This window comes from Microtetraspora malaysiensis (assembly GCF_050947145.1).
GTDB classification, from domain to species: Bacteria; Actinomycetota; Actinomycetes; order Streptosporangiales; family Streptosporangiaceae; genus Microtetraspora_A; species Microtetraspora_A malaysiensis.
Genome location: NZ_CP191998.1, coordinates 1,046,359 through 1,071,747 on the forward strand (window position 1 = coordinate 1,046,359; position 25,389 = coordinate 1,071,747).

23 protein-coding genes and 1 riboswitch are annotated in these 25,389 nt (G+C 70.7%); of the genes, 11 read left to right on the forward strand and 12 right to left on the reverse strand.

Features of this window, described 5'->3' with window-relative positions:
* Window positions 1-2: 2 nt before the first annotated feature.
* Window positions 3-1,436 carry a hypothetical protein gene (locus tag ACQP1V_RS05195; protein ID WP_433419310.1) on the reverse strand — a complete coding sequence of 478 codons (1,434 nt, stop codon included), beginning with the start codon at window positions 1,434-1,436 and terminating at the stop codon, window positions 3-5.
* 236 nt (window positions 1,437-1,672) lie between these two features.
* On the opposite strand from ACQP1V_RS05195, the gene ACQP1V_RS05200 reads away from it, so the two are divergent.
* Entirely contained in the window at window positions 1,673-3,073 is a 1,401-nt protein-coding gene (locus ACQP1V_RS05200) for a DUF4407 domain-containing protein (RefSeq protein WP_433419313.1), read from the forward strand.
* Between the two features lie 9 nt (window positions 3,074-3,082).
* Complete coding sequence (locus ACQP1V_RS05205) at window positions 3,083-4,522, forward strand: protein kinase domain-containing protein (protein WP_433419315.1); 1,440 nt, start codon at window positions 3,083-3,085, stop codon at window positions 4,520-4,522.
* A 43-nt stretch (window positions 4,523-4,565) separates the two neighbouring features.
* Here the strand turns inward: ACQP1V_RS05205 and ACQP1V_RS05210 are convergent, their stop codons facing one another.
* The gene (locus ACQP1V_RS05210) at window positions 4,566-5,084 is read right to left on the reverse strand and encodes an N-acetyltransferase family protein (protein WP_433419318.1); all 519 of its coding nucleotides are present in this window, start codon (window positions 5,082-5,084) and stop codon (window positions 4,566-4,568) included.
* 79 nt (window positions 5,085-5,163) lie between these two features.
* Between ACQP1V_RS05210 and ACQP1V_RS05215 the strand changes: the two genes are divergently transcribed.
* The 3 genes from ACQP1V_RS05215 (at window position 5,164) to ACQP1V_RS05225 (ending at window position 7,672) form a co-directional block, all read left to right on the forward strand.
* Complete coding sequence (locus ACQP1V_RS05215; protein WP_433419321.1) at window positions 5,164-6,180, forward strand: small ribosomal subunit Rsm22 family protein; 1,017 nt, start codon at window positions 5,164-5,166, stop codon at window positions 6,178-6,180.
* Window positions 6,181-6,256: 76 nt separating this feature from the next.
* Window positions 6,257-6,742, forward strand: a complete 486-nt coding sequence (locus ACQP1V_RS05220; protein ID WP_433419324.1) for a histone-like nucleoid-structuring protein Lsr2 — start codon at window positions 6,257-6,259, stop codon at window positions 6,740-6,742.
* 204 nt (window positions 6,743-6,946) lie between these two features.
* Entirely contained in the window at window positions 6,947-7,672 is a 726-nt protein-coding gene (locus tag ACQP1V_RS05225) for a class I SAM-dependent methyltransferase (RefSeq protein WP_433419327.1), read from the forward strand.
* 47 nt (window positions 7,673-7,719) lie between these two features.
* Here the strand turns inward: ACQP1V_RS05225 and ACQP1V_RS05230 are convergent, their stop codons facing one another.
* From ACQP1V_RS05230 to ACQP1V_RS05275, 10 genes are all read right to left on the reverse strand, one after another.
* Window positions 7,720-10,899, reverse strand: coding sequence for a S8 family serine peptidase (locus tag ACQP1V_RS05230; RefSeq protein WP_433419330.1), 3,180 nt, complete (start codon window positions 10,897-10,899; stop codon window positions 7,720-7,722).
* 147 nt (window positions 10,900-11,046) lie between these two features.
* Window positions 11,047-11,487: a carboxymuconolactone decarboxylase family protein gene (locus tag ACQP1V_RS05235; protein WP_387416284.1), complete on the reverse strand. Its 441-nt coding sequence runs from the start codon at window positions 11,485-11,487 to the stop codon at window positions 11,047-11,049.
* Window positions 11,488-11,584: 97 nt separating this feature from the next.
* Entirely contained in the window at window positions 11,585-12,445 is an 861-nt protein-coding gene (gene sigJ / locus ACQP1V_RS05240) for an RNA polymerase sigma factor SigJ (protein WP_433419333.1), read from the reverse strand.
* 54 nt (window positions 12,446-12,499) lie between these two features.
* A complete protein-coding gene (locus ACQP1V_RS05245) occupies window positions 12,500-12,685 on the reverse strand; it encodes a hypothetical protein (protein ID WP_433419335.1) in 186 nt (61 codons plus the stop codon).
* 78 nt (window positions 12,686-12,763) lie between these two features.
* Window positions 12,764-14,392: an Nramp family divalent metal transporter gene (locus ACQP1V_RS05250; RefSeq protein ID WP_433419338.1), complete on the reverse strand. Its 1,629-nt coding sequence runs from the start codon at window positions 14,390-14,392 to the stop codon at window positions 12,764-12,766.
* 261 nt (window positions 14,393-14,653) lie between these two features.
* A riboswitch (M-box (ykoK) riboswitch) is annotated at window positions 14,654-14,828 on the reverse strand.
* 151 nt (window positions 14,829-14,979) lie between these two features.
* Window positions 14,980-15,228 carry a TetR/AcrR family transcriptional regulator gene (locus ACQP1V_RS05255; RefSeq protein ID WP_433419341.1) on the reverse strand — a complete coding sequence of 83 codons (249 nt, stop codon included), beginning with the start codon at window positions 15,226-15,228 and terminating at the stop codon, window positions 14,980-14,982.
* Between the two features lie 7 nt (window positions 15,229-15,235).
* Entirely contained in the window at window positions 15,236-16,018 is a 783-nt protein-coding gene (locus tag ACQP1V_RS05260) for a TIGR01458 family HAD-type hydrolase (RefSeq protein WP_433419344.1), read from the reverse strand.
* Between the two features lie 20 nt (window positions 16,019-16,038).
* Entirely contained in the window at window positions 16,039-16,326 is a 288-nt protein-coding gene (locus ACQP1V_RS05265; protein ID WP_433419347.1) for a FeoC-like transcriptional regulator, read from the reverse strand.
* Window positions 16,323-18,458, reverse strand: coding sequence for a ferrous iron transport protein B (feoB, locus tag ACQP1V_RS05270; protein ID WP_433419350.1), 2,136 nt, complete (start codon window positions 18,456-18,458; stop codon window positions 16,323-16,325). Before feoB ends, ACQP1V_RS05265 begins: the two co-directional genes overlap by 4 nt.
* Complete coding sequence (locus ACQP1V_RS05275; protein WP_433419353.1) at window positions 18,451-18,678, reverse strand: FeoA family protein; 228 nt, start codon at window positions 18,676-18,678, stop codon at window positions 18,451-18,453. The genes feoB and ACQP1V_RS05275 overlap by 8 nt, the downstream gene beginning before the upstream one ends.
* Window positions 18,679-18,952: 274 nt before the next feature.
* Between ACQP1V_RS05275 and ACQP1V_RS05280 the strand changes: the two genes are divergently transcribed.
* The 6 genes from ACQP1V_RS05280 to ACQP1V_RS05305 all read left to right on the forward strand — a co-directional run bounded on the left by ACQP1V_RS05280 (window position 18,953) and on the right by ACQP1V_RS05305 (window position 25,314).
* Window positions 18,953-19,558: a DUF1707 SHOCT-like domain-containing protein gene (locus tag ACQP1V_RS05280; protein WP_433419356.1), complete on the forward strand. Its 606-nt coding sequence runs from the start codon at window positions 18,953-18,955 to the stop codon at window positions 19,556-19,558.
* 311 nt (window positions 19,559-19,869) lie between these two features.
* Window positions 19,870-21,573 carry an ABC transporter substrate-binding protein gene (locus ACQP1V_RS05285; protein WP_433419359.1) on the forward strand — a complete coding sequence of 568 codons (1,704 nt, stop codon included), beginning with the start codon at window positions 19,870-19,872 and terminating at the stop codon, window positions 21,571-21,573.
* Window positions 21,560-22,519, forward strand: coding sequence for an ABC transporter permease (locus ACQP1V_RS05290; RefSeq protein WP_433419362.1), 960 nt, complete (start codon window positions 21,560-21,562; stop codon window positions 22,517-22,519). The genes ACQP1V_RS05285 and ACQP1V_RS05290 overlap by 14 nt, the downstream gene beginning before the upstream one ends.
* A complete protein-coding gene (locus tag ACQP1V_RS05295) occupies window positions 22,516-23,502 on the forward strand; it encodes an ABC transporter permease (RefSeq protein WP_433419365.1) in 987 nt (328 codons plus the stop codon). Before ACQP1V_RS05290 ends, ACQP1V_RS05295 begins: the two co-directional genes overlap by 4 nt.
* Complete coding sequence (locus ACQP1V_RS05300; RefSeq protein ID WP_433419368.1) at window positions 23,495-24,529, forward strand: ABC transporter ATP-binding protein; 1,035 nt, start codon at window positions 23,495-23,497, stop codon at window positions 24,527-24,529. Before ACQP1V_RS05295 ends, ACQP1V_RS05300 begins: the two co-directional genes overlap by 8 nt.
* On the forward strand, window positions 24,526-25,314 hold the full coding sequence (locus tag ACQP1V_RS05305) for an ATP-binding cassette domain-containing protein (RefSeq protein WP_433419370.1): 789 nt from the start codon (window positions 24,526-24,528) through the stop codon (window positions 25,312-25,314). Before ACQP1V_RS05300 ends, ACQP1V_RS05305 begins: the two co-directional genes overlap by 4 nt.
* The last annotated feature ends 75 nt before the right edge of the window (window positions 25,315-25,389 follow it).

Here is a 25,389-nt window from a genome sequence, read left to right on the forward strand (position 1 = left end):
TGTCACTCCGTCTCGTCGAGCAGGGGGAACGGGAGATGGACGGGAGAGGAGGCGACCAGGCCGAGAGCGGCGGCCAGCCCGCGCACGTCCACCGCCTCCAGGTGGGCCAGGGCCGTCGCGCCGATCCCGTGCCACGCCTGGTGCGTCTGGTCGGTCGCCTGGTCGCAGATCGCGCCCAGGGCCGTGCCCTGCCGCTTCCGCAGGGAGGCGAGGAGTTTCCGCCAGTCGTGCCGGCGGGGGCAGGGCAGGATCATGGACGGGTCGGTGCGCGCCGGATGCGGCGGGCGGCCCCCGACAGTGAGGACGACGGTGGGCGTCGGATCCGCCCAGTCGAGCCGTTCGGCGACCACGGCGAGCATGTCCTCGACCTGCGCCGCCTGGGGATGGTACGGGTACCCCCTGGCCACCGCTCCCTGTTCCTCCAGCGCGTCGAGCGCGTCCAGGGCCTCGCCCGCGCCGGCCTTCCAGGCCGGGACGCGCACCGGAAACTCCGGCGCCGACGCGTCGTACGAGTGCGCCGCGTAGGCGAGGAGGGAGACCTGGAGCAGGTCGCCGAGCTCGCCGGAGGCGAGGTTGATCACTTGGCGGGCCCGGCTCAGCCGTTCCGCGACCTGGTCGTCCGCTCCGCAGACCTCCACCGCGCAGACGAGGTGCGCGGGGCTGAGACCCCCCGGCAGCCGGTCCGGGAGCGCGGAGACGAGCTGGTTCCAGTCTCTGGGGTCGGGTGAGAGCGCGGGCAGACCGGTGAACCTCACCCGGCCGGGCCGTACCAGCTCGGCGGTCACCTCGTAGCGGCCGGGCGCGAGCGGGGCGGACTGGACGGACAGCAGTCGCGGCTCGGGGCCCTGCCAGGTGACCACGGCGAACGCGGTGCCGTTCGGGCCGACGGTTTCGCAGCGGACGGAGACCCGGGTGCGGGCACCCGGGCGGGAACCGAGGGGGAAGAGCTGCCTGCTGGTCAGCCGAGGGCGGTCCGTGCCCGGGTCGGTGAGGACGACCACCAGCTCGTACGACCGGGTCAGCGGATCGTCCGCCATGACCTCCCGGACGAGCGCGGCGACCGGGGCCTCGGCCCGCAGCACCTGGGCGGCGGGATGCGCCGCGCGCAGCCAGTCGAGGGCCTGCTCGGCCTTCGGATCGCCGGAGGAGGCGGCCACCAGGATCACCTCGCCGAAGGGCGAGGGGGCCCGGGAAGCACGGAGCACGGCCTCCCGGGTCTCGGCCGGGTCGGCGTCCCATCCGTGCTCGCCCGCGAGGTCCGACCAGGTCGCCGACCAGCTCCGGCCGCGGGGGCAGCCGTTGCCGTCCCGCTGGATCAGGAGCGTGGTGACGCCGTCGGTGGCGACCTCCACCAGGGTGAGGGGGGCGGTGTCGGCGAGGTCGGCCAGGGCCTGGGCGATCGCCTTCCTGCTCAGATCCCTGTCGGGCTCCGGCACGAGGAGTCCTCCATAGGTATGTCGTATTAGCGGCGCTGCGTCCCCGATATCCAGATTACTTAGCGCATTTAACGATATGCTGTGATGCTCGGGCGAGATGTTGTGGGACTGCCTAGGCGAAATCCTATTGGGTATCCGGAAATGTGATATTGGGCGCCTATGATAACCCCTTCAGGGGAACCGGCGGCGGCCCGATCGTCGTCGACATGGTGAGACTCCCATTCCCGAGGAGGAGCATGAGACGTTTCCTGGCCGGGCTGTCCGCGGTTCTGATCGCGCTGTCGGGAGCGCGCCCCGAGGTCCTCCGGACGTGTCCGACCGAGCGCGGCAAGTTCGAGGGCATCGGTGGCGCCGTGCTCACCACGAGCGTGCTCGCCGTCGTCTCCATGACGTTCGCCCTGAGCAGCGCGCTCAGCGTCAACATCGTCCTCGCGGTCCTGGCCGCGCTGCTGTGGGGCCTGGCGATCCTCAGCCTCGACCGGTGGCTCGTCTCCACCATCAGGGCGGACGCGCCGAACCGCTGGAAGATGGCCATCCCCCGGATCCTCATCGCTTTCGTGCTCGGTCTGGTGATCTCCACTCCGATGGTGCTGCAGGTCTTCAAGGCGGAGATCGACACGCAGATCGTCGAGATGAAGCAGGAACGCGCCGATGTGTTCGCCCGGCAGCAGAAGCAGGGCGAGGTGGGGAAGGGAGTGGACGAGCTCCGCAAGGAGGTCGCCGATCTGCAGCGGGTGATTTCCTCGGGCGGCGACGTCCCTCTTGACATAGAACAGGATCCGAAGATAAAGGCGTTGTCCGCTCAGCGCGCCGATGCGCGGAAGCAAATGGACAAGCACTACAACGAGTTGCAGTGTCAGCTCTACGGTGGAGCAAACTGCCCCAAAAAGGGCGATGGCCCACTTGCTCAAGAGAGCCGGAAAGCGTACGAGAAGGACAAGAAGCTCGTCGACCTGCTCACCCGGCAGATAGAGGATCGAAAGCGCGAGCTGAACTCGTCCGGGGAACAGGCCAAGGCGACCCGGCTGGCCGCCGCAAAAGAGGCCCTGCCCAAGGCCCAGAGCCAGCTCGACACCGCGGTCGAGCAGCAGGCCCGGATCCAGCGGTCCTTCAACGAGGACAACCTGGCCACCGACGGCCTGCTCACCCGGCTTCGGGCGCTCAACGAGCTCACCGGCAAGGACTTCACCCTCAGCATGGCCCGGCTGCTGCTGTTCCTGTTGTTCCTGCTCATCGAATGCCTGCCGGTCGCGGTGAAGCTCATGCAGCGGCCCGGCATCTACGAGAAGGCGCTCACGCTTGCCGAGCGCCGGGACCTGGACGGCATGCGGGACGAGTTCGGCGTCCGCTCGGCGTCCCGGGCCCGGTCCGCCGCGCCCGGCGGGTCGGACAGCGTCTGGGGCATCTGGTCGCCGCGCGAGGACGAGCCGCGCCGCCCCACCGCCCGGTTCGAGGAGGAGGCGCGGCCGCCCGAGGGACCGAACGGCACCCGGGCCGACACGGCCGACTCCGGCTACGCGTACGGGTCGCTGGAGGACGAGGCCCTGCGCGGCATGGCGGACACCCGTACCCTCCGCATGCCGGGGCCGGGCGCGGAGCGCTCGGGCGGGGTCGAGCTGCTCCCCGACGAGGACTGAGGCGCACCGGTGACCGCGCGAATCGTGCAAGGGCGGTATGAGCTGCGGTCCCAGCTCGGCAGGGGCGGCATGGGCACGGTATGGCTCGCCTGGGACCGTACGCTGCGGCGATCCGTCGCACTCAAGGAGGTCGTGCTGGCGGCGTACGGCGAGGACATGGCCGTACGCCGGAAGATGGCGCTGCGCGAGGCGCGTGCCGCCGCGCGGATCGACCATCCGGCGGTCGTCCACATCTACGACGCCTTCATCGACGACGGATCGCCGTGGATCGTCATGGCGTACATCGAGGGTACGTCGCTGGACCGCCGGATCGAGCGGCAGATCCTCTCCGAGCGGGAGATCGCCCGGGTGGGGCGCGACGTGCTGGCCGGGCTGGCCGCCGTCCACGAGGCGAAGGTGCTACACCGGGACGTCAAACCGGCCAACATCATCGTCGATCCCAAGGACCAGGTCTTCCTGGTCGATTTCGGCATCGCGCGGATCTCGGGGGAGCACGGCCTCACCTCGACCAACATGCTGCTCGGAACGATCGAGTTCATGGCGCCGGAGCGGATCGACGGGCACACCGTGGGGCGGGCGTCGGACCTGTGGTCGCTCGGGGTGACGCTGTTCTGCGGGCTGGAGGGATACTCGCCGTTCCGGCGTGAGAGGCCGCTCGAAACCGCGCGCGCGGCCGCCGCCGGGCGGCTGCCGCGCTTCCGGCGACCGGGTCCGCTCGCCGACGCGATCACCGGCCTGCTCGTCACCGACCCCGCTGGGCGGATGGGCGCGGCCGAGCTCGGACGGCGGCTGGACGCGATCCTCGCTTCCGTGTCCCGCCCCCCGGTCGTCCGCGGTCCAATCTGTCACCTTCCGGGGGGACGCGTTCCCGGTGGCCCCGGCCCGGAGGGACGGCGCGGGGGCGGTCAGGTCCCGGATGGACGCGGTCCAGAGAGACGCGGTGCGGGTGGTGCCGGTGCGGGCGGCCGGGAGAGGGAGCGCCCGCTGCTCGAACGGCCCCGGCAGGAGGCCGCCGAGCTGCTCGCCTCGACGGAGCCGAGGGCGGCGGGACGCCTCATGGACGGCATGGCCGGCGACCCGGCCGCGGCGGCCGAGGTGCTGGCGCTGCTGCCGACCTCGCGGGCCGGACGGATAGCCGACCACATGGCCCCGGACCTGGTGGCCGGGCTGGTGCGCGCGATGCCCCTCAGCCGGAGCGCGAGCATGCTGGCCCACACGGACGACCGGGTCGCGGCCGCCGTCCTCGGCGCGCTCGGCGTCGTCCCCGCGGCGGTCCGCCTGGTGGAGGCGATGACGCTGCGCCGCGCCTGCCGGGTGCTCGAATACGTGCCGCCCGCCGTCGTTGCCGGGCTGCTGTCCGCGACCTCGGACGGCCGCGCCGACCGACTCCTCGGCGGGCTCAGCCGTGCCGTACGGGACGAGATCGCCCGCCTGACCGGCCGGGCGTGACCGTGCTCGCTCCGCCTGGAGGCAGCCGGCGTCCCAGCCGGCCTCAGCCCTGATCGGGCGTGAGCGCCATGCGGTAGTGGACTTCGGGCAGCCGGACGCCGGAGATCTCCTCCGCCTGCGTGCGTCCGGAAAGGGTGAACCCGGTCTTCTCATAGAAGCGGCGCGCCCGCGGGTTGTTCTCCAGCACCCAGAGTCCGGCCTCGCCGTGTCCCGACTCCGTCAACCGGGCCAGCGAGAACGCGATGAGTTCCGGCCCGAGCCCGCTCGACCAGCACTCCTTCAGCGTGTAGATCGCGTATACCTCTCCGCCGGGGACCCCGTTCCCGGCCGGGCCGTACGCGCTGAGCCCGACGATCCGCCCGGCGGTCTCGCCGACGACGACGCCGCACGCGGGGCCGGCCATCATGGCCTGCCAGTGCGCGACCGCCCCCGGGGTGACGGTGAGCCCGTCGAGAAAGTCGTCGGGCACCACGCCCCGGTACGCCTCCTGCCACGAGGCGTTCTTGACCCGCAATACGTCCGCGGCCTCGGCGGGCTCGCCCATCCGTACTGAGAAGCTCATCGACCGAGTATCAAATCCGCGTCGCGCCGTGTCGAAGAGGTTTCGACACCGGGAGCGGGCGGCGGGCATCATGGTGCGTGTGGCCGCCCCTCCCCAAGACCTCAGAGACGTGCTGGAAGAGGCACTCGGACGCTTCGCCGTACCCGAACTGACGCGCTCCGTGCAGAGCATCATCGCGCAGTATCGGGAGGGCTTCGACCGGGCCGCGCCCGTCCTGGGCTCGGAGACGGCGGTGGCCGCGTACGCCGCGTACCGGATGCCCGCGACGTACGCGGCCGTGCGCACGGCGCTGCACCATGTCGCCGCGCTCGCGCCCGGGTTCGCGCCGGAGACGCACGTGGACGTGGGCGGCGGCACCGGCAGCGCGGTCTGGGCCGCGAGCGACGTCTGGCCGACGCTCCGGCAGGTCAGCGTGCTGGAGCAGTCGCCGTCGGCCATCGGCTTCGGCAAGCGGCTGGCGAAGCGGTCGCCGACGGCCGCCGTGCGCGAGGCCCGCTGGCAGCAGGTCGTCATCGACCGGGCGGTCCCCAAGCCTCCGGCTGACCTGGTCACCATGTCGTACGCGCTGGGGGAGCTGTCGCCCGCCGCCCAGGAGGACGTGGTCCGCTCCCTGGCGAAGGACGCCCGGGTCCTCGTGATCGTCGAGCCCGGAACGCCCGCCGGCCACGCACGGATCATCGCGGCCCGGGACCTGCTGATCGAGCTGGGGGCGCACGTGGTGGCGCCGTGCCCGCACGACCGGGAGTGCTCGATCCGCGGTGCCCAGGACTGGTGCCACTTCTCCGTGCGGCTCAACCGGGGCGCGCTGCACCGGCAGATCAAGGACGGCACGCTGAGCTTCGAGGACGAGAAGTTCTCCTACATCGCGGTGTCGGCCGAACGGTGGCCGCGCGCGGAGAGCCGGGTCCTGCGCCATCCGCAGAAGCGCAAGGGCCTGGTGATGCTGCGGCTCTGCACCGACGAAGGCCAGGTCGCCGACCTGACGGTGTCCAAGCGGCAGGGGGAGACGTACCGCGCCGCGCGGGAGGTCGCGTGGGGTGACGAGTGGCTCCCACGTGAGCAGGACGGCCGCGCCACGACCGACGCGACTCGATAACATGATCGAAACGGCGAAGCACCAGTAGGATGCCACGGTCCAAGACAGATGGAGATCGACCCGGAAAGGGCTGCACGTGGCGCAGAAGGTGATTCTGGTTGACGACCTCGACCACTCCGAGGGCGAAGACGTGGCGAGACGGGAGTTCCCGCTGCTGAACCGGACCTTCGCCATCGACCTGTCGGAGGCCAACCAGGAGCGGCTCAGCGAGGCTCTCGCGTTCATCGAGACGGTCCTGGAGAACTCTCGCGAGGTGAAGCAGGCGTCGCGGTCGAAGAAGGCGGCGGCCGATCTCTCGCCCCGGCTGCGCGGTTACACCGCCACCGACGTCCGGGAATGGGCCCGGGAGCAGGGCATCGAGGTCCCGGCCCGGGGCAAGGTCCCCGACGAGGTCATCGAGCAGTTCATCGTGGCGTACCCCGACGCGGACGCGAACGCGGCCGACTCCGCCCAGGGCGGGGAGACCGTCGCGGACGCGGACGGCGCCGCGGCGGACGGCCAGGGAGAGGGCCCGAACGAGGACGCGGACGAGAGCGCCGCGCGGGTGGCCGCGGCCTCCTGACGTCGCTCTCTCGGGATCGTTTCCCGAGGCCGGAAGCCCGTCCACCGCCGGGCCGCGCACGCGGCCCGGCGGTGTCGTTTTGCCGCCCTTCGTTCGGCGGCTGGGGGCGCACCTTCAGTCCCTCGCTCCCCAGGTAAAGAACGTCAAAAAAAGAAGTCAAGATCGCTCTGTACGCGGCGGGTCTGACACCGGTAAGAACTAACCGTGCCGGATCTCCGTGCGAACTATGGTGTGGACGCTCCAGGGGTGCTGGCCGGTCTGGCCGCGGGCGGGGTCGCGGAACTGGCCGTCGCCGTCGTGTTCTTCGGGGTCGGCTGGCCGATCCCGGCGGTGGTGCTGCTGCTCGGCGGCATCATGCTGGTCGTCGGCGCGGCGCTGTTCGCGCACACCACGCTCCGCGGGAAGTTCCACGTCTGGGACACCGAGCTGGACCGGCTGCGGCTCAAGGGCGACGAACGCGTCCTCGACCTGGGCTGCGGCCGTGGCCTCGTCCTCGTCAAGGCGGCGGCGCGGGTGCCCCGGGGCAAGGCCGTCGGCCTCGACCTGTGGACCCGCGACCAGTCGGGCAACAGCCAGGACGCCGCGTGGGCCAACGCCCGCGCCGAGAAGGTCGCCGACCGGGTCGAGCTGGTCACCGACGACATGCGCCGCCTGCCGTTCGAGGACGGGACGTTCGATCTGGTGGTATCCAGCCTGGCCGTCCACAACATCCCCGACGCGGAGGAACGCGCGGCGGCGGTCCGCGAGGCGTTCCGGGTGGTCCGGCCCGGAGGCAGGCTCCGGCTGGCGGACTTCCGGAACGCCCGCGATTACGCCGCCGTGCTGCGCGAGTGCGGGGCCGCCGACGTCCAGGTCTACGACCTGGGCTGGCGGTTCTGGTACGGCGGCCCCCACGCGCGGACGTCGATGGTCGCCGCCCGGCGCCCCTGACGCCACCCGGCTGTCCGGGCCGTGCGGCCGGCAGGGGACCGGCTCGGTCAGCGAACGGCGTAGGCCCGTGTGATCGTCTGGACGACGCTGTCACCGGCGGCGTCCGTCACCGTGGCGCGCAGCGAGACGAAGCCCGGCGTGCCGGGGTTGGCCAGCAGAGCCGTCCATCCTGACCCGGCGCGGATCACCGGCACCGCGCGCCAGCCGGCGCCGTCGTCGGAGGACACCTCCAGCTTCACGGACCGCACCGCGGCCTCCGCCGCCCCCGGATTCCGTTCGATCCGGATCGGCACCCGGGTCACGGATCCCCGCGTGGCGCGGTTGAGGTCGTCGAGCCCCTCGGGCGCGTAGCGCACCGCCATCAGCGGCAGCGGCTGCGGCTTCTCCGCGGTCGCGGAGCGGAAGGTCCAGACGGCGTCCACCGCCGTGGACAGTGCCGCGTACGGCACCTGCCTGCCCGCCGACGCGTGCAGCGTGTACGTGCCCTTCTCTGCCGGAAGTCTCGCCGACAGCAGGCACTGCGGCGCCTCCCAGGGCCCGCAGTCGGCCAGGTCGATCTTGGCGATCACTTCGCCGCTTCTGGCCAGAGTGACCGTTCCCGTGGCTGCGCCGTCACCGCCGGTCCGTCCGGGCGCACCGTCCGTGAAGAGCTGGTGGGCCGCGAAGCGGAGCTCATCGCCGGTGCGGCTGCCGCCGGGAGTGGCGAAGGCCGGTCCGGTCACCGCGGCGTACCACGTCTCCCGGACGGGCCCCCCATCCAGCTGTCTTCCGGTGTCGCGCACGGACCATGTGCCCGTCGTGACCTCCGTATCCCAGATGAAGCCCGGAGTCCGGTAGTGGGTGACGGTGCCGGGCAGACCGACTTCGGTCGGGACGGCGAAGGCCCAGCCGATCCCGGCGGGATGGGGACCCGTCCAGACGGATCCCGTAGCCGCCACGCCGGAGGCCCGGTAGGTCGCGGTCACCTTCACCAGATCACGCGTCCGCGCGGTGTAGGAGGGATCGTCCGGAATGCCATCGGTGTGGTATTTGACCAGGTCATAGCGGTACGGGCTCGGGGTCGCGTCCTTCTTGTGCCACACCGTGTGGGCCATGAAGCGGAGGCCGGGCTCCCGTATCGGCAGTACGAAATGCTCGAACTGGGGAGTGTCGACGTCGGACCACCCGGAGTACCACGAACCGTTGGTGAGAGCGACCTGGAGCGAGGGCTCACGCGCGGCGGTCGGCTCGTCCACGGAGAATTCGACCTTCTTGGCCTGACGCGCGTCCAGTACCACTTTCTGGTCGGCCTTGCCGACCGTCAGCGGAATATGGGCCGTCGTCACCGAGGCGTCCTCGAACAGGTCGGCGTAGAGGTTCCACGTGCCGACCGGGAGCCGGAGTTTGGTCACCCCGCCCTTGAGGAAGAGGTTGTAAGCGGTTCCCGTCTCCGGGCTGTAGACCTCACCGTAGCCGACGTTGAGCGCGCCGTTCCTGCCGATGCCGGTGACCGTGACGTCGTAGGACTCCGGCTCGACGTAGGCGCCGGCCAGAGTCCGGACCACCGTGTCGCCGGATCTGGCGGTGATCACCCCGGGGTAGTCGCCGGGCGCCTTCCGCTCGGCGTCGATGGTCACCGTGACCGACGCCTCCCCCTTCGCCGGCACCTCCAGCCGGGCGGTCGACAGGGACAGCATGTCCTCGTCGGCGGCCAGGTCGAGGGTGACGGGAGAGTCGCCGGAGTTGGCATAGGTGATCGTCCTGGTCGCCTCCTTCTTGCCGGAATCCCCCCAGGGGAAAGCCGCCCAGACGTTGCCCGAAACGGCTGCGACCTGCTGCGCCACCGCGCGGGCCACATCCACCCGGCCCGCACCCTGGTCGTACGGCCCGGCGTCCGCGACGGGGGTGGCGGAGCCGATCAGCGCCGCCTTGAGCCGCGCGCCGTTCCAGTCCGGGTGGCGCTGGGCGAGGATCGCCGCCGCTCCGGCCACGTGGGGGGCGGCCATCGAGGTGCCGCTATGGGAGACATAGGAGCCGTCGGCCGTGCCGGCCGCCGCGGCGGCCGTGATGTCCACACCGGGGGCGGTCAGGTCCGGCTTGAGCGCGTGGTCGCCCACGCGGGGACCGCGGCTGGAGGACGCCGCCATCCGGTCGGACTTGTCCACCGCGCCGACGGTCAGCGCGGCGTCCGCACTCCCCGGGCTGCTGATCGTTTCGCGTTTCGCGCCGTCGTTGCCGGCGGAGATGACGAACAACGCACCGGTCCGCTCCGACAGCGTGTTCACCGCCTGCTCGACGGGGTCGAGATCCGGCGTGTCCGGGGTGCCGAGGCTCATGTTGACGATCTTGGCCTTGACCTCGACCGCGGCCCATTCCATGCCCGCCAGCAGCGCCGAATCGGTAATGGAGTCCTCGCCGACCTTGCCGACCGCGATTTTGGCGCCCGGCGCCACACCCCGGTATTTCTCCCCGGCGCCGGCGATGATGGAGGCGACGTGCGTGCCGTGGCCGACGTTGTCGCGGATGTCCGGGGCGTCGCTGAAGTTCCGCGACTGGGTGACCACCTGCTTCAGGTCCGGGTGGTCGGGGTCGTAGCCGCTGTCGAGCACGGCCACCGTGACACCCTCGCCGGTCATGCCCTGCTTCCACGCCTCGGGCGCGCCGATCTGCGAGACACTGCGGTCCAGGGTGAACTCGCGGCGTCCGTCGAGCCAGAGCCGGGACTTCCCGGCGGCCAAGGCCCGCGGCCCGTTGACGAGGTCCTTCCACGTCTTGGCCGTATCGGCCTTCGGGACGCGCAACGCCCCCATGCCGAGGGTGTCCAGCCGCATGGTCTGCCGCGCCGCCTGCGGCGCGGCGGGCGCGACTCCCTCGGCCGACTGGCTGATCAGCGGGATGTCAGCCCGGTCGGCGTCGCCGTAACGCCACTGCAGCAGCTGGGTGACGTCGAACAACCGCTCGTCCAGGACCCCTTGAGCGACCAGCGGCATCGCGTCGGAGGGGAACACGTACAGGTGCCCGTCGCGCCGGCGGGTGTGGTACGAGACCTGCCGTCCCGGTCCCGGCTCCACCCGGTGGCCCCGGCCGGTCACCACGACCCGGTCGCCGGTGATCAGTGTGACGCCGCCCTCCGATGCGCCGTCATCGTGTCGGACATCCCCCGGGCCGGGCGATGGTGGTGCCGGAAGCGCGGTCATGCCGACCGATCCGGCCAGGACGGCGGCGATCAGTCCACTGCCTAAGTTCATGCTTTCCTCTCCGTCCAAAAGACGATCTATCTCGCCTTCACCCTTGGACGGAGCGAAAGTTTGCGTTACGCGTGGGCAGTCGGTGATCCGGGCCGACCGGCCCGGATCACCGCGGTTTCACCGGCACTGAAGGGCGTCGCGTGCCCGTCAGCCCCGCTTCGGAGGACGCATGTGCATGGTCGCCCCGAGACGGTTCCACAGGTTGATCTGCGCCACCAGCGCGACGAGGTATGCGGCCTCCTCCGACTTGAACGCGGCGGTCACCGCGTCCCAGACCTCGTCGGACACGCCGTCGGGCTGCCTGGTGGCGGCCTCGGCGTAGTCCAGCGCGGCGCGCTCGGCGTCGGTGTACAGCTCGGACTCCCGCCAGCCCGGGAGCTGGAAGATCCGATCCTGCGTCTCGCCATGGCTCAGGGCCTCGTGGATGTGCATGTCGATGCAGTAGAGGCAGCCGTTGATCTGCGAAGCGCGGATCTTGACCAGCTCGCGGACCGCGCCGTCCAGGGGCCCCTTCCGGAGCGCCTGATCCGCCTGGATGAACGCCTTGTACACCTCGGGAGCCAGTTCGTGGATGTTCAAGCGTGACATCGTGCTTCCCTTCCTCGGACTCGTCAGGTTGTCGCCAGGGAGACGGGACAGCACCGGCGAATGTGACGGCTTCGCCGGAAAATCTTCACGGAGAGGCTCAGCGCGCCGGGGCGAGGTGCGCGAGCTTGTCCGGGTTGAGCACCCGTCGAATCGCCAGGATCCGCCCGTCGGGCGCGATGTCGAAGGTGTCGACCAGCGTGATCCGCTCGTCGCGGCACACCACCAGAGCGAGTTCGCCGCCCACCTCGCGCGGCGCGTGCGGGCCGAACCGGCGCTGCCGGGCCACGCGGAAGAGCACCATGGCGATGCGCTCGCCGCCCATGATGACCTTGCGGGCGGCGAAGGCCTTGCCGCCGCCGTCGGTGACGTACACCGCGTCCGGATGCAGGAGCTCGACCAGCCCCTTGAGGTCGCCGGCCTCGTACGCGGAGCGGAACGCCGTGAGCACCCGCTCGCGTTCCTGGCGGCTCGCGCGCGGCTGCTCTTTGACCGCGGCCACCCGGCGCCGCGCCCGCGAGGCGAGCTGACGGGAGGCCGCGGGGGTGGCCCCGAGGACGTTCGCGATCTGTGCGAACGGCACGTCGAAGACGTCGTGCAGCACGAACGCGACCCGCTCCGGCGGCGTGAGCCGCTCCATGACGAGGAGCATCGCCGTGCTCACCGACTCGTCCACGAGCACCGGCGCGGAGGCGTCCGGGCCGGTCAGCAGCGGCTCGGGCAGCCAGGGGCCGACGTATGTCTCGCGCCGGGCGCGGGCCGAGCGGAGGAGGTCGTAGCACCGGCGGGCGGCCACCGTCACCAGCCAGGCCCGCAGGTCCTCGATCTCGGACAGGTCCGCCGCGGTGGCGCGCAACCACACGTCCTGCACCACGTCCTCGGCGTCGCTGACACTGCCCAGCAGCCGGTAGGCCACCCCGAAGACAGCCGGCCGGTGCCCGATCCACTCTTCCTCGGTCACCCGCCGACCGTACCGGCGACGCCGGCCTGTCCGCCGACCGCGTCCCCATGTGGCTCATCTCCTTCTGGACCGGGCGATGGCGATCACGAGGAGGATGAAGACGGTGACCAGCACCAAGAAGCCGACCAGGCCAGCGGTGTGGCCGTAGTGCGGCAGGCGCGCCTCCACGGTGAGTGCCTGGGCCACGCCGAAGGCGAGCGGCGGCGAGCAGGCGCGGGGTCCGTGAACGATCGCTCTCACCCCCTCTACCTGGTCTACCTGGCCATTCTCCTCTCCTGGATGTCTCCCGGACGGCGGAGGTGGAGGACGGCGGCCGGGTCAGTGCCCGAGCGCCATCTGGACGATCTTGACGATGACGAGCACCGTGGCGACGGTCAGGTAGAGGCGCAGCACGGCCATGCCCAGCCGGCGCGTCGCGGACAGGACGGGCCTGCCCAGCTCGGCCGGCGGCGGCGTCCGCCAGTCGTCCCGGCCCGTACGGTCGATCGGCACGGCTGCGGAGCGGCGCCGACGTGCGAGGACGTAACCCGTCACGACCGCGCCCGCGGCGGCGCACCCGCCCATGATCATGAAGATCTGGCTCTCGCCGATGCCCGGGAACAGAACGGCGGCGGTGAGGATCACCGACAGGGTGACGAGGACGCCGACGACCAGCGAGGTGAACACGTTGGTGGCCCGGCCGTTGACCCACGGCCCGAGGATCTCCCTGTCGTTGCACAGCAGCAGCAGGAACACCGACGCGCTGGGCAGGAGCACCCCCGCCAGCGCCTGCACACCCTCGGTGAGCAGGCCGAGGGGCGAGCCGGGGATCAGCACGACGGCCGCCGCGGCGGCGACCAGCCCGGCGTACACCGCGTAGAAGCCCTTGGCGTTCCGGATCCCGCGGTGCAGCGAGTGGTTGAGGTCGAGGACGTCCCCGACGGCGTACGCGGTGGACAGGGAGACCGCGAAGGCGCCGATCACGCAGGCGTCCAGCAGGGCCACGGCGAACAGCGCCCCGGCGACCCGGCCCGCGTACGCCTCAAGACCGTGCGCGATGCCGGCCGAGTCGGTGAAGTTCCCGGCGGCCTCGGTCCCGGCGAACGCGGCGGCGGCGACCCCCATCATGGCCGCCGCGCCGACGATCACCACGGCGATGCCGATCCACAGGTCGGCCTTCTCGTACTTGATGAAGCGCGGCGTGATGCGCTTGTCGATGACGTAGGACTGCTGGAAGAAGAGCTGCCACGGCGCGACTGTCGTGCCGACGACGCCGATGACGAGGAGCATGAGCGGGGCCATGCCGCCGGGGCCCGCGGGCAGCGAGGGCAGCAGGAAGCCGCGGGCCACCTCGGAGGAGGCCGGGTGCGCCATGACGTACACGGGCACCAGGAGCAGGGACGCGCCGCAGAGCGCGATCGCGATCCGCTCGAAGCGGCGGAACGAACCGGTGGAGGCGGCCGCCATGATGACCAGCCCGGCGAGGATCACTGACGGGATCTTCGGCAGGCCCAGATAGCCGGCGGCCAGCGTGATGCCGATGAACTCGGTGACCAGGGTGAGCGCGTTGAGGATGAACAGGTCGATCACGCTGAACGCGCCCCAGAACCGGCCGAACCGCTCCAAGATGAGCCGGGCGTGCCCGACGCCGGTGACCGCGCCGAGGCGCAGCACCATCTCCTGGTTGACGTACAGCACCGGCACGAGCAGCAGAAGCGTCCACATCAGGGCGGTGCCGTAGTTCTGCCCGGCCTGCCCGTACGTGGCGAACGCGCCCGCGTCGTTGTCGCCGACCATCACGATCAGGCCGGGGCCGATGATCGCGAGCAGCGTCTTGAACTTGGCGGAGAGGCCGGAGGCGGCCGTCTCGCCGTGCCGGATGGTGCCGAGCGCGCCGCGGATGTCGCCCGCGTGGGCGTGGTCCGGCGGCGCGCCGACGCGGCCGGGGGCGGTGAACTCTGTGGCCATGACGAACCCCTCTCGGCCCGGAGCGGGCCAACCGGGGCACGCGTCGCGCCGCCGTCTTCGCGCCTGCCGTACGTGACGGGACCAGGGGAGGGACGCGAGTGGGCGGCTACCGCATGCCGGAGGCGGACGAGGACACGCGAGCCTTGAGCCGACTTCGGCTGGGACAGCGTTCGGACACGTCATCACCTCCGTCCGGCCGGGCGCCGCCGTTTCCCGGCGGCGCTGCTTCCAAGACGGGGCCCGCCTCGTGACAGGCGGTGCACCCCACATCTCGTAAGAGCTTCGGCACTGCCCGGCGTATGCCCGCGTCCCGCGCGGGAAGCCACCTGGCCTCACCCCTTAAGCCGGGGAAAGGTGTCCTGACCCTGGGCGTCTCTCGACGTCGTGGGGTCAGTGGCCTGTATCCGGACAGACGCCTCACCTAACGAGGTGCCTTTTCCTAAGCCTAGGCTGCCGCACGTAAAGCGGACAACCCGGACAGTACGCCGTATGGGCAGGTCAGAGGCGCCCCCACCTGGCGGCTGCGGTTACTCGGGGCTCCTTCGGGGTTCGACGCGCGAACCGCGCGGGCGGTGGCAGTCAGGACCTCACGCAGGCAGGCCGTCGCCGGTGCGCAGGCGCTCTTGCATGGCGCGCATGGTCCGGCCGAGCGCCTGTTCGAGCGCATCGTTCACCACCTCGGTGAACAGCTCTTCCTTGCCGGTGAAATGGTTGTAGACGGTCACCTTCGACACTCCCGCTTCGGCGGCGATGTGGTCCATCCCGATGCCGAAGCCCTGTTTCAGAAAGAGCTTGTGTGTCGCACGCAATAGCCGTGTGCTTTCCCGCGCGAGCACGCGGGGTCTACGCCTCCAGGGCGTCGAGCAGTTCGGGGAGGTCGGCGAAGGAGTCGATGACGTGGTCAGGAGGCGGGTCGGCGAGTTCGTGCGCGCGCGGCAGGTACTTGCCCGTGCGGACGAGGATGCCGCCGATCCCGCAGCGCTGCGCGGCGAGGACGTCCGCCTGCACGTCGTCGCCGACCATGACCGATTCGGTGGGGCTCACCCCGAGCGCGCCGAGCGCCGCGGTGAAGAAGGTCGGCGACGGCTTGCCCACGACCTCGGCCTCCACCCCGGCGGCCTGTTCCAGACCGATGAGGAAGGCTCCGCCGTCGAGTCGCAGCCCCTCGTCGGTGCGCCAGTAGAGGTTGCGCGCGATGGCCACCAGCCGGGCCCCGCCGAGCAGGTGCGCGAATGCCCGGTTGAGTGCCTCATAACCGAACTCGGGGCCGGCGCCGCCTACGATCACCACGTCGGGGTCGTCTTCGACCAGTTCAACCCCGGGAAGGTCCTCGCGGATGTCCCCGCTGTTCAGCAGCGCGCAGCGCGCCCCCGGATAGCGCGACGCCAGGTAGGAGGCCGTGACGGTGGGCGCGGTGACGATGTCGTCCGGCCTGACGGAGAACCCGGCGTCGGCCAGCGTCCGCGCCAGCCAGCTCCGGGTATGCGAGGTGGTGTTGGTGACGAGCGCGATCGCCCTGTCCCGGTCGCGCAGCCGCGACAGGGCGTCGACCGCGCCCGGTATCGGCCGCCACGAGATGGTGAGAACGCCGTCGATGTCGATCAGGACGGCCTTGACCACGGTCATCTCTCGACGGTAACCCCGCGTTATCCGATGGCCTCGGGGCGGCGCACGGTGATCGCGAGCAGCACCGGGCCGTCCCGCCGCGTGCCGCACCCCGGCTTGCCGTCGTCACCGAGGGAGCAGCCGCCGCAGCCGCCGCTCGGACAGGCGGCCGCGATGTCGTCGGCGGAGAGGCGGCCCTTGCGGATCCAGTAGGCGACCATGGCGTCGACCTCGTCGCGGCCGATCTCCAGCCGTCGGGCGATCTCGTCCAGGCTCGTCCCGCCGCGGGCCGCGGTGATCTCTTCGAGGACCCTGCGCAGCGCGCTCACAGGAAGAGGCTTCCTATTTGGAACACCGCCACCGCCAGCAGCCAGGCCAGCGTGAGCTGCATCCCGATGCCGAAAAGGGTGAGCCGTCCGCCGATCTCCGCACGCTGGGCGGCCACGGTCGTCATGCACGGCGTGTAGGCGAGGAGGAACACCAGGAACGCCAGCACGGCGGGGATCGGATGGCCGTTCGAGGTCTGCTCGATGGTGGCCCGCAGGGCGGCCCCGAGCCCGCCCGGTTCGTTCCCGTCAGCCGGTTCGCCCATGCTGTACGTCTGGGCCATCGTGGAGACCACGGCCTCCTTGGCGACGAACCCGGTGATCAGGGCGGCGGAGGCGTGCCAGTCGCCGAACCCGGCGGGGGCGAAGGCGGGGGCGACGGCGTGCGAGGCGGCGCCGAAAACGCTGTGCTCGATCGGCGTGCGGCCGAACGAGCCCTGGCCTCCGAACGGGATCGACGACAACAGCCACACGAGCGTGACCGTGGCGACGATGATCCCGCTGGCCGTTTTCAGGAAGGCCTGCAGCTTGAGCCACGTCTGCGCGCCGATCACCCGTACGGCGGGCAGACGGTACGGCGGCAGGTCGAGGACGAGCGGCTCCTCGGCCATGCCGCGGAAGAGGGTGCCGCGCAGCAGAAGGCCCATCCCGATCACCAGGGCGATCGACAACACATACATCGCGAAGACGACAGTGCCGGCGGCGCTGCCGAAGAAGGCGGTCGCCACGAGTACGTAGACGGTGAGCCGGGCGCTGCAGGTGACGAACGGGATCAGCAGGCCGGTCAGGAGGCGGTGCCGCCGGTCGGACAGGATGCGGGTGCCGGCCAGGGCGGGCACGTTGCAGCCGAAGCCGACGATCAACGGGAGGAACGCGCGACCGGGCAGGCCGATGAGCCGCATGAGCCGGTCGACGACGAACGCCGCCCTGGCCAGATAGCCGGAGTCCTCCAGCACGGACAGCAGCACGAACATGATGGCCATCAGGGGGACGAAGGAGAGCACCTGCCCGACGCCCGAGACGAGGCCGTTCATCACCAGGCCCCGGATCGCGTCGCCTGCCCCCATCGCGTCCAGCAGGCGGCCCGCCCCTGTGGCGACCGGGCCGTCGAAGAGCCCCTGGAGGCCGGTCATGAGCGGCTCCGCCACGGTCGTGGTGAGGACGAACACCGCCCACATGACGCCCAGGAAGATCGGCGGCCCGACCCACCGGGAGGTCAGCACCCGGTCAACCCGGTCCGACCAGGTGGCGTGCCCGGCGCTGTTTCGGGTCACGACGTCCGCGATCACCTCGTGCACCCACGCGTAACGCTGCTCGGCGATCAGGAGCTCCGGGTCGTCCAGATCGTCGTCCGTGTTCAAGGCGGTGCCGAGGGCGCGTGCGGCGGCGGTGGTTTCCTCCGGGACGCCGGGCACGGGCTCTCCCGCGAGCAGCGCGGTCGACAGCCAGCGGGCCGGATAGCGGGCGGCGGCTTCGCCGGGCACCTCGGCGGTGACCGACTCCAGCGCGGCCTCCAGGTCGGCGCCCAGGACGGGTACGGCCGGCCGGCGGGGAGCGGCCAGGGCCTCCCCGATCACGCGGCCGAGTTCGTCCACACCCTCGCCTCGGCGGGGCACGACGGGCACGACGGGCGCGCCGACAAGCTCGGCCAGCCGTCCGGCGTCGATCCGGATGCCTCGGCTCTTCGCGATGTCGACCATGGTGAGCGCGACGACGAGCGGCACGCCCGTCTCCATCACCTGGGCGAGCAGGTAGAGGTTCCGCGCGAGGTTGGCGGCGTCGACAGTGATCACGACGAGGTCGGGACGGCCGTCCATGCCCCGGTCGACGAGCAGGTCCCTGGTCAGCGCCTCATCGGGGGAACCAGGCAGCAGGCTGTACGTGCCGGGCAGGTCGATGAGCGTGATGTCGCCGTGGGGCGAGCGCCAGGTGCCCTGCGCCACGCTCACGGTCTTGCCGGGCCAGTTGCCGATCCGCTGCCGTGCCCCGGTGAGCATGTTGAAGAGGGTCGATTTGCCCACGTTGGGATTGCCGACGAGGGCGACCCGCGGGTCGCCCGCGTTGACGTTGCCGGGGGCGTCGTCCTCGCAGCAGGGCTTGGTCAGCAGTGTCTTGGTGAGCGGTCGCTCATTCACCGGCCGGCTCCACGACCAGTGTCGTGGCCGTGAGGGCGTCGACGGCCACCCGGCCGTCACCGAGGGCCAGGACGAGCCCGCCGTTCATGCCCCGGTTCAGCACCGACAGCACCGCACCCGGCACGAATCCCAACTCGGCCAGTCGGCGGCGATGTCGTCGGTCACCCGTCACCCGGCTCAGCCGCATCAATGCACCTCTGGCGAACTCACCAGGTCCCATGACAACCTCCCTGCCTGAGGTTATCTAAGGTTAGCTTCGCCTAACATCCGGGGATGGGTGAGGCAGACGAGGCCGGACATCCGCAGGCAACTCGGTGGATATCGGGTCGGCACACTGCGGCCGTCCAGGACGACCACACGGGACGCGTCACCCGGTAATCCTGGTGAACGTTCGGGGACCGCGCACTAGGCAATCGGCATTGGCGCTGGGAACATCCAACGTGGGCCCTTGGTGAGCTCCGCCGTCAGGATGAATGAGAACTATCGTGACTAGCATGGAAAATCCCCCTCAGCGTAGGGACTCCCAGATGTCACACCTGCGCGCCTCGGACAGCAACAGGGAGCAGGTCTCCGCCGTGCTCGGTGAAGCCCTGAGCACCGGTCAGCTAAGTCATGAGGAGTACTCCGATCGCCTGGACCGGCTCTACCAGGCCAAGACCGTGGGAGAGCTCGAGATCCTCACCGGCGACCTACAGGTCGAGCGGCACCGTCCGGCCGCGAGCCCGGTGTCCTATGTGCAGGGCGGGAGCTCCGAGCCCGAGAACATCGTCGCCATCTTCGGCGGCGCCCAGCGCAAGGGCCGCTGGCGGGTACGGCGGCGGACCAGAGCGCTGGCCATGTTCGGCGGCCTCCAGTTCGATCTGACCGACGCCGAGTTCGAGGCGAAAGAGGTTGAGATCACGATCAACGCGATCTTCGGCGGAGCCGAGATCATCGTGCCTGAGGGGGTGGAGGTGCGCTGCCACGGCGTCGGCATCTTCGGCGGCTACGATGTGCACGGCAGCGCAGACGTCGACCCGTCGGCGCCGGTGGTTGTGGTGAAGGGCCTGGCGCTGTTCGGCGGCGTGGGCGGCAAGATCCGGCGCCGGCGCGAGCGTTGAGCGACGCGCCCGGGGCGCTTCAAAGACGTCAGGGTGCGACCGCCGAGCGGCGCGTCGCACCGGCACCGAAACAAGAACCCCCGAACTCGTAGGTTTGGGGGTTCGCCCCGTGCGCCGCGGTCTTCCAGCCACCGGGACCGCCGGACTATCGTGGACGCCGCGCGCGCAAATCTCCGCGATCTTTCAGATTTTCTGAAAGGTCCCCTGTAGAACTCCTCGATGGACGCGCGCTCTCGCCCGCCAACAGACTCCCTTCCTGAGATCCAAAGCGGACCCGACCGATCGGGACCGCCTCATAGGAAGCGCGATCTATGGCGAACCGATCCCGGAGAGTGGTGCCCGCAGGGCTCGCGCTCGTCCTGGCCCTCGTGATGGCGGGCTGCAACGCGAACTCGCAGTCCACCGAGCCGACGAAGGACAAGAACACGACGGCGCTCGAGTCCGTGCCCCAGGGCGGGACCCTGCACTACCTCTCGCGGCGCGCGACCGAGTCCTTCGAGACCGCCAAGGCGCAGATGGTGCCGACCACCCGGCTGCGGTGGGTGCACCGTGGGCTGACGTCGTGGCAGACATTCCCGGACAAGGACACGGTCCTCGTGCCGGACCTCGCCACCGACACCGGTACGACGGACGACGGCGGCAAGACGTGGACCTTCACGCTGCAGGAGGGCCTGAAGTTCTCCGACGGCAGCCCGATCACCGCGCAGGACGTGAAGTACGGCATCGAGCGGTCGTTCGCGCCGATGTTCCAGGGTGGCCTCGGCTACCACAAGACGCTGTTGGTCGGCGGCGCCGACTACGACGGCCCGTACGACGGCAAGGAGCTCGACTCCATCGAGGTCGTCGACGACCACAAGATCGTCTTCCACCTGACGCGTCCGTTCGGCAACTGGCCGTGGATCGTCAGCATGCCGGCCTTCGCGCCGGTGCCGGCTGCGGCCGACACCGAGCCGGAGACGTACGGCGAGCACCCGGTCGCCAGCGGCCCGTACCAGGTGACGAGCTTCCGCAAGGGCTCGCAGGCGGTGCTGGAACGCAACCCGAACTGGAAGGCCGACACCGACCAGGTACGGTTCGCCGGCCCGGACAAGATCGTCCTCGACATGGGCCTGAACAACGACACGATCGTGCAGCGCCTCATCGACGACAAGGGCGAGGACAAGACCGCGATCAGCAACGCGCTCATCTCGCCGTCGCAGTTCCAGCGGATCGAGTCCGACCCGTCGATCTCCAACCGCATGGCCAACAGCCCGTCGGGCTACTTCCGCTACCTCGCCATGAACGTCAAGCGCCCGGTCCTCTCCGACGTCCGCGTGCGGCAGGCGATCAACTACGCGATCAACAAGGCCGAGCTGCAGAGCGTGTACGGCGGCCCGAAGTTCGGCGGCCAGATCACCTCGACCATCATGACGCCCGGCATCCCCGGCTACACCGAGTACAACCTGTACGACGGCGGTGACACCGGCAACGTCGACAAGGCGAAGGAGCTGCTCGCCGCCGCCGGCGTCTCCGACCTGAAGCTCACGCTGACCTACCCGACCGACGTGAGCGCGATCGAGGAGAAGGAAGCCCAGAGCATCAAGAACTCGCTGGCGCGGGTCGGCGTCAAGGTCGAGCTCAAGGGCCTTGACGGCGACACCTGGTACGAGCTCATCTCGTCCGCCGACGGCGACTACGACATGACGACGAACGGCTGGGGAGCGGACTTCCCGAGCGGCATGAGCACCATCCAGCCGCTGTTCGCGTCGAGCGAGATCGGCAACGGCGGCGGCAACGCCTCGAAGTTCTCCAACCCCAAGGTGGACGCCGCGATCGAGGCCGCTACCGCGGAGCCGAACCTCGACAAGGCCGCCGAGATGTGGGCCGCGATCGACAAGCAGATCATGGAGGACGCCCCGATCGTGCCGATCCTCGTGCAGCGCACGCAGGCCCTGGCCGGTTCGAAGATCAAGAACTACTTCATCCCCGCCTACCCGCCGTTCGCGAACGAGCTGGTCGTCCGTGTCGATCGCTGAGATCCAGCAGGCGGAGGGCCGGGGTACGCCGGCCCTCCGCCGATTCCTCCAGAAGCAGTCGGTCCTCGGCCGCTTCCTCCGGAAGCGGTCCGGCGTCGCCGGCCTGGTCATGCTCGTCGTGCCGCTCGTCGCGGGGCTCTGCGCCCCACTGCTTGTGTGGATCGAGGGACAGGACCCGAGCACCTTGCACACCGACCTGCTCAACCCGGACGGCGGCCGTCCGCTGGGCGCCTTCGGTGGCGTCAGCGCCGACCACTGGCTCGGCGTCATCCCGGTGACGGGCGTCGACCTGTTCGCCCAGATCGTCTACGGCATCCGCTCGTCGCTGTTCATCGCGTTCGGGGCGAGCATCCTGTCGATCGCCTTCGCCGCCGTCCTCGGTACGGCGACCGGGTACTTCGGCGGCTGGCTCAACGCCGTCGCGGGGCGGGTGATCGACTTCATGTTCGGCTTCCCGGGCCTGATGTTCGTCATCGCGATCATGGCGATCGTGCCGCCGGAGATGCCGCGGGGCCTGGTCCTCGTGCTGGTACTGGCCTTCTTCGGCTGGACCGTTCCGGCCCGGATCATCGGCGCCCAGGCCGGCGCCGTCAACGCCCGCGCCTTCGTCGAGGCGGCGCGCGCGACCGGGGCTCCGCCCTGGCAGATCATCCGCCGTGAGATGCTGCCGCACCTCTTCGGCCTGGTCGTCGTTCTGTTCGCGATGTCGCTGCCCGGCAACGTCAGCGTCGTCGCGGGACTGTCGTTCCTCGGCGTCGGCCTGCGTGGCGACGTCCCCGACCTCGGCAAGCTGCTCTCGGACTCGCTGTCGTGGATCTACAGCGGTGCGGACGTCTGGTACATGCTCTTCCCGGGCGCCGTGGTGTTCCTGATCGTATTCGGCGCCACGCTCGCCGGTGACGCACTCCGCGACGTCCTCGACGTGCGCACGGAGGATGCCGCATGATCGTCTATATCGCCCGCCGCATGGTCACCGCGGTGTTCATGCTCCTCGCGATCGCCTTCGTGACGATAGCCCTCTTCTTCGGGGCCTCGAAGGACCCGGCCCGCGCCATGTGCGGCAAGCCGTGCCCGCCCGAGACCCGAGCCAAGGTCAGCGCCTACATGCAGACCGACCAGAGCGCGGTGTGGCAGTACACCGAGTTCGTGAAGGGCCTCTTCGTCGGCCGTACGTACGGCGAGGGCGCCCAGCAGGTGCACTGCGACGCGCCCTGCTTCGGCTACTCATTCCCGAACCGCAGCGACGTCACGACGCTCATTGCCGAGCGGCTGCCCGTCACGTTGTCGCTCGCGCTCGGCGCGGCCGTCCTGTGCCTCGTCGTGGGCATCGGCCTCGGCGCGTTGTCGGCGATACGCAAGGGCGGGATCGTCGACCGGTTCTCGACCGGCTTCGCGATGTTCGGGCTGTCGGTGCCGACCTTCCTCGTCGGCCTGCTCGTCGTCCAGGTCTTCGGCTTCATGCTCAACGCGCTGCCGTACTCCGGCTTCGTGTCGTTCTCGGAGTCACCGACGGACTGGGCCTGGCACCTGATCGGCCCGTGGATGGTGCTGTCGTTCATCCTCGCCGCCGGCTACATCCGGGTCACCCGCACCCAGCTCCTCAGCGAGCTCTCGGCCGACCACCTCGTCGCGATGACCGCGCGCGGCGCGTCGACCCGGCAGGTGAACCGGCACGCCGTCCGCGGCGTGATGGTGCCGGTCGTGGCGATGTTCGCGCTCGACGTCACCGCGCTCCTGGGCGGGTCGGTGATCGCGGAGAGGGTGTTCAGCCTGCACGGGCTCGGCGACCTGCTGCTGTCCGGCGTGAACGAGTCCGACCTGAGCATCGTCGTCGGGGTGACGCTCTTCTCCGCCTTCCTCATCATCGTCGGCAACCTGATCGCCGACCTGCTGATGCCGCTTCTCGATCCGAGGATCCGCCGTGCCTGACCCCGTACTCCAGGTCGAGGACCTGTGCGTCTCGTTCACCGGCGGCGGCGTCACCGCCGATGTCGTCCGGGACCTTTCCGTGAGTCTGGACGGCGGCCGCACGCTCGCCGTGGTCGGTGAGTCGGGGTCGGGCAAGACGATCACCGGCCGGGCGATCATGCGGCTGCTGCCGCGCGGGGCGAGCGCCCGGGGCCGGATCGTCGTCGCGGGCCGGGAGATGCTCTCCGCCGACGAGCGCGAGCTGCGCCGGGCCCGCGGCTCCGACGTGGCCATGGTGTTCCAGGACTCGATGTCCGCGCTCAGCCCGTACCTCGACGTCGGCGCGCACATCGCCCAGGCGGTCCGCCTGCACAACCCGTCGGTCACCCGCCGCGCTGCGCGGGCCCGTGCGGTCGAGATGCTCGACCGGGTCGGCATCCCCGAGCCCGCGGACGCCGTACGCCGCTTCCCGCACGAGTTCTCCGGCGGCATGCGGCAACGCGCGGTGATCGCGATGGCCCTGGTGAACCGGCCGGCGCTCCTCATCGCCGACGAGCCGACCACCGCGCTCGACGTGACGGTGCAGGCGCAGATCCTGGCCCTGCTCCGCGAACTCCAGCAGGAGTACGGCATGGCGATGCTCCTGATCAGCCACGACTTCGGGGTGGTGGGGAGCGCGGCGGACGACGTCCTCGTGCTGTACGCCGGCCGCCAGGCCGAGTACGGCAGCCTCCGCGACATCTTCGATCAGCCCGCCCACCCGTACACCGCCGGTCTCCGCGCGGCCACGCCGCGGCTGGACGCCCGGCTCCACACTGGCGGGGAGCGGACCCGGCTCCGCGCCATCCCCGGCGCACCCACGTCGCTGCGCGACGCCGGGCCGGGTTGCGCCTTCGCGCCGCGCTGCGGCCTCGCGGACCAGGTCGGCGAGCGCTGCGTCGTCGAGGCACCGCTACCCACCGCCCGCCCGACCAGCGAGGGCGGCGGCCTGCACCTTGCGGCCTGCCACCTCGATCGTCTCCCCGCACCGCAGGAGGTCGCCCGGTGAGCGAGCCGATCCTGGAGATGACCGACGTCAGCAAGCGCTACCGCACCGCCGGTGGCTTCGGCCGCCGGCGCAAGGGCTTCCTCGCCGTCGACGGCGTCTCGCTCCACGTCAAGCGGGGCGAGGCGCTCGGTCTGGTCGGCGAGTCCGGCTCGGGCAAGTCCACGCTGGCGCGGATGGCCAACGGCCTAGTGGTGCCGACGTCCGGAACCGTCCGCACGGACGGGCAGGACGTCGCCGGCCTCAGTCGGCGAGGACTGCGGCGGCTGCGGCGCAACGTCGCCATGGTCTTCCAGGACCCGTTGGCGTCGCTGAACCCGCGGCAGACCGTGCGGCAGACGCTGGAGAACGTCTTCCGTGCGCACGGCGAGACGACGTCGACCGCCGAGCTGGTCGCGCTGCTGGAGTCGGTCGGCCTCGGCGCCGACTACCTGGGGCGCTACCCGCACGAGGCGTCCGGCGGGCAGCTCCAGCGCGTCGCCGTGGCGCGCGCGCTCGCCCTCAAGCCGGACCTGATCATCGCGGACGAGCCGACCTCGGCGCTCGACGTGTCGGTGCGTGCCCAGATCCTCAACCTGCTGGCCGACCTGCAGCGTGACCAGGGGATCTCGTTCCTCCACGTCAGCCACGACCTGGCGGTGATCCGTCTCTACAGCGACCGTGTCGCCGTCATGCAGCGCGGCCGCATCGTCGAGACCGGCCCGTCCGACGAGATCTTCCGCTCCCCGCAGCACCCCTGCACGCGCGCGCTGGTCGAGGCGACACCGGAGGCGGAGCTGCCTGCCTGACCTGCGGGAGCGTTGCGCGACGCCGATCAAGCGTGCCACGATCATGAACATGACTCACCGAACGACCACCCCGTC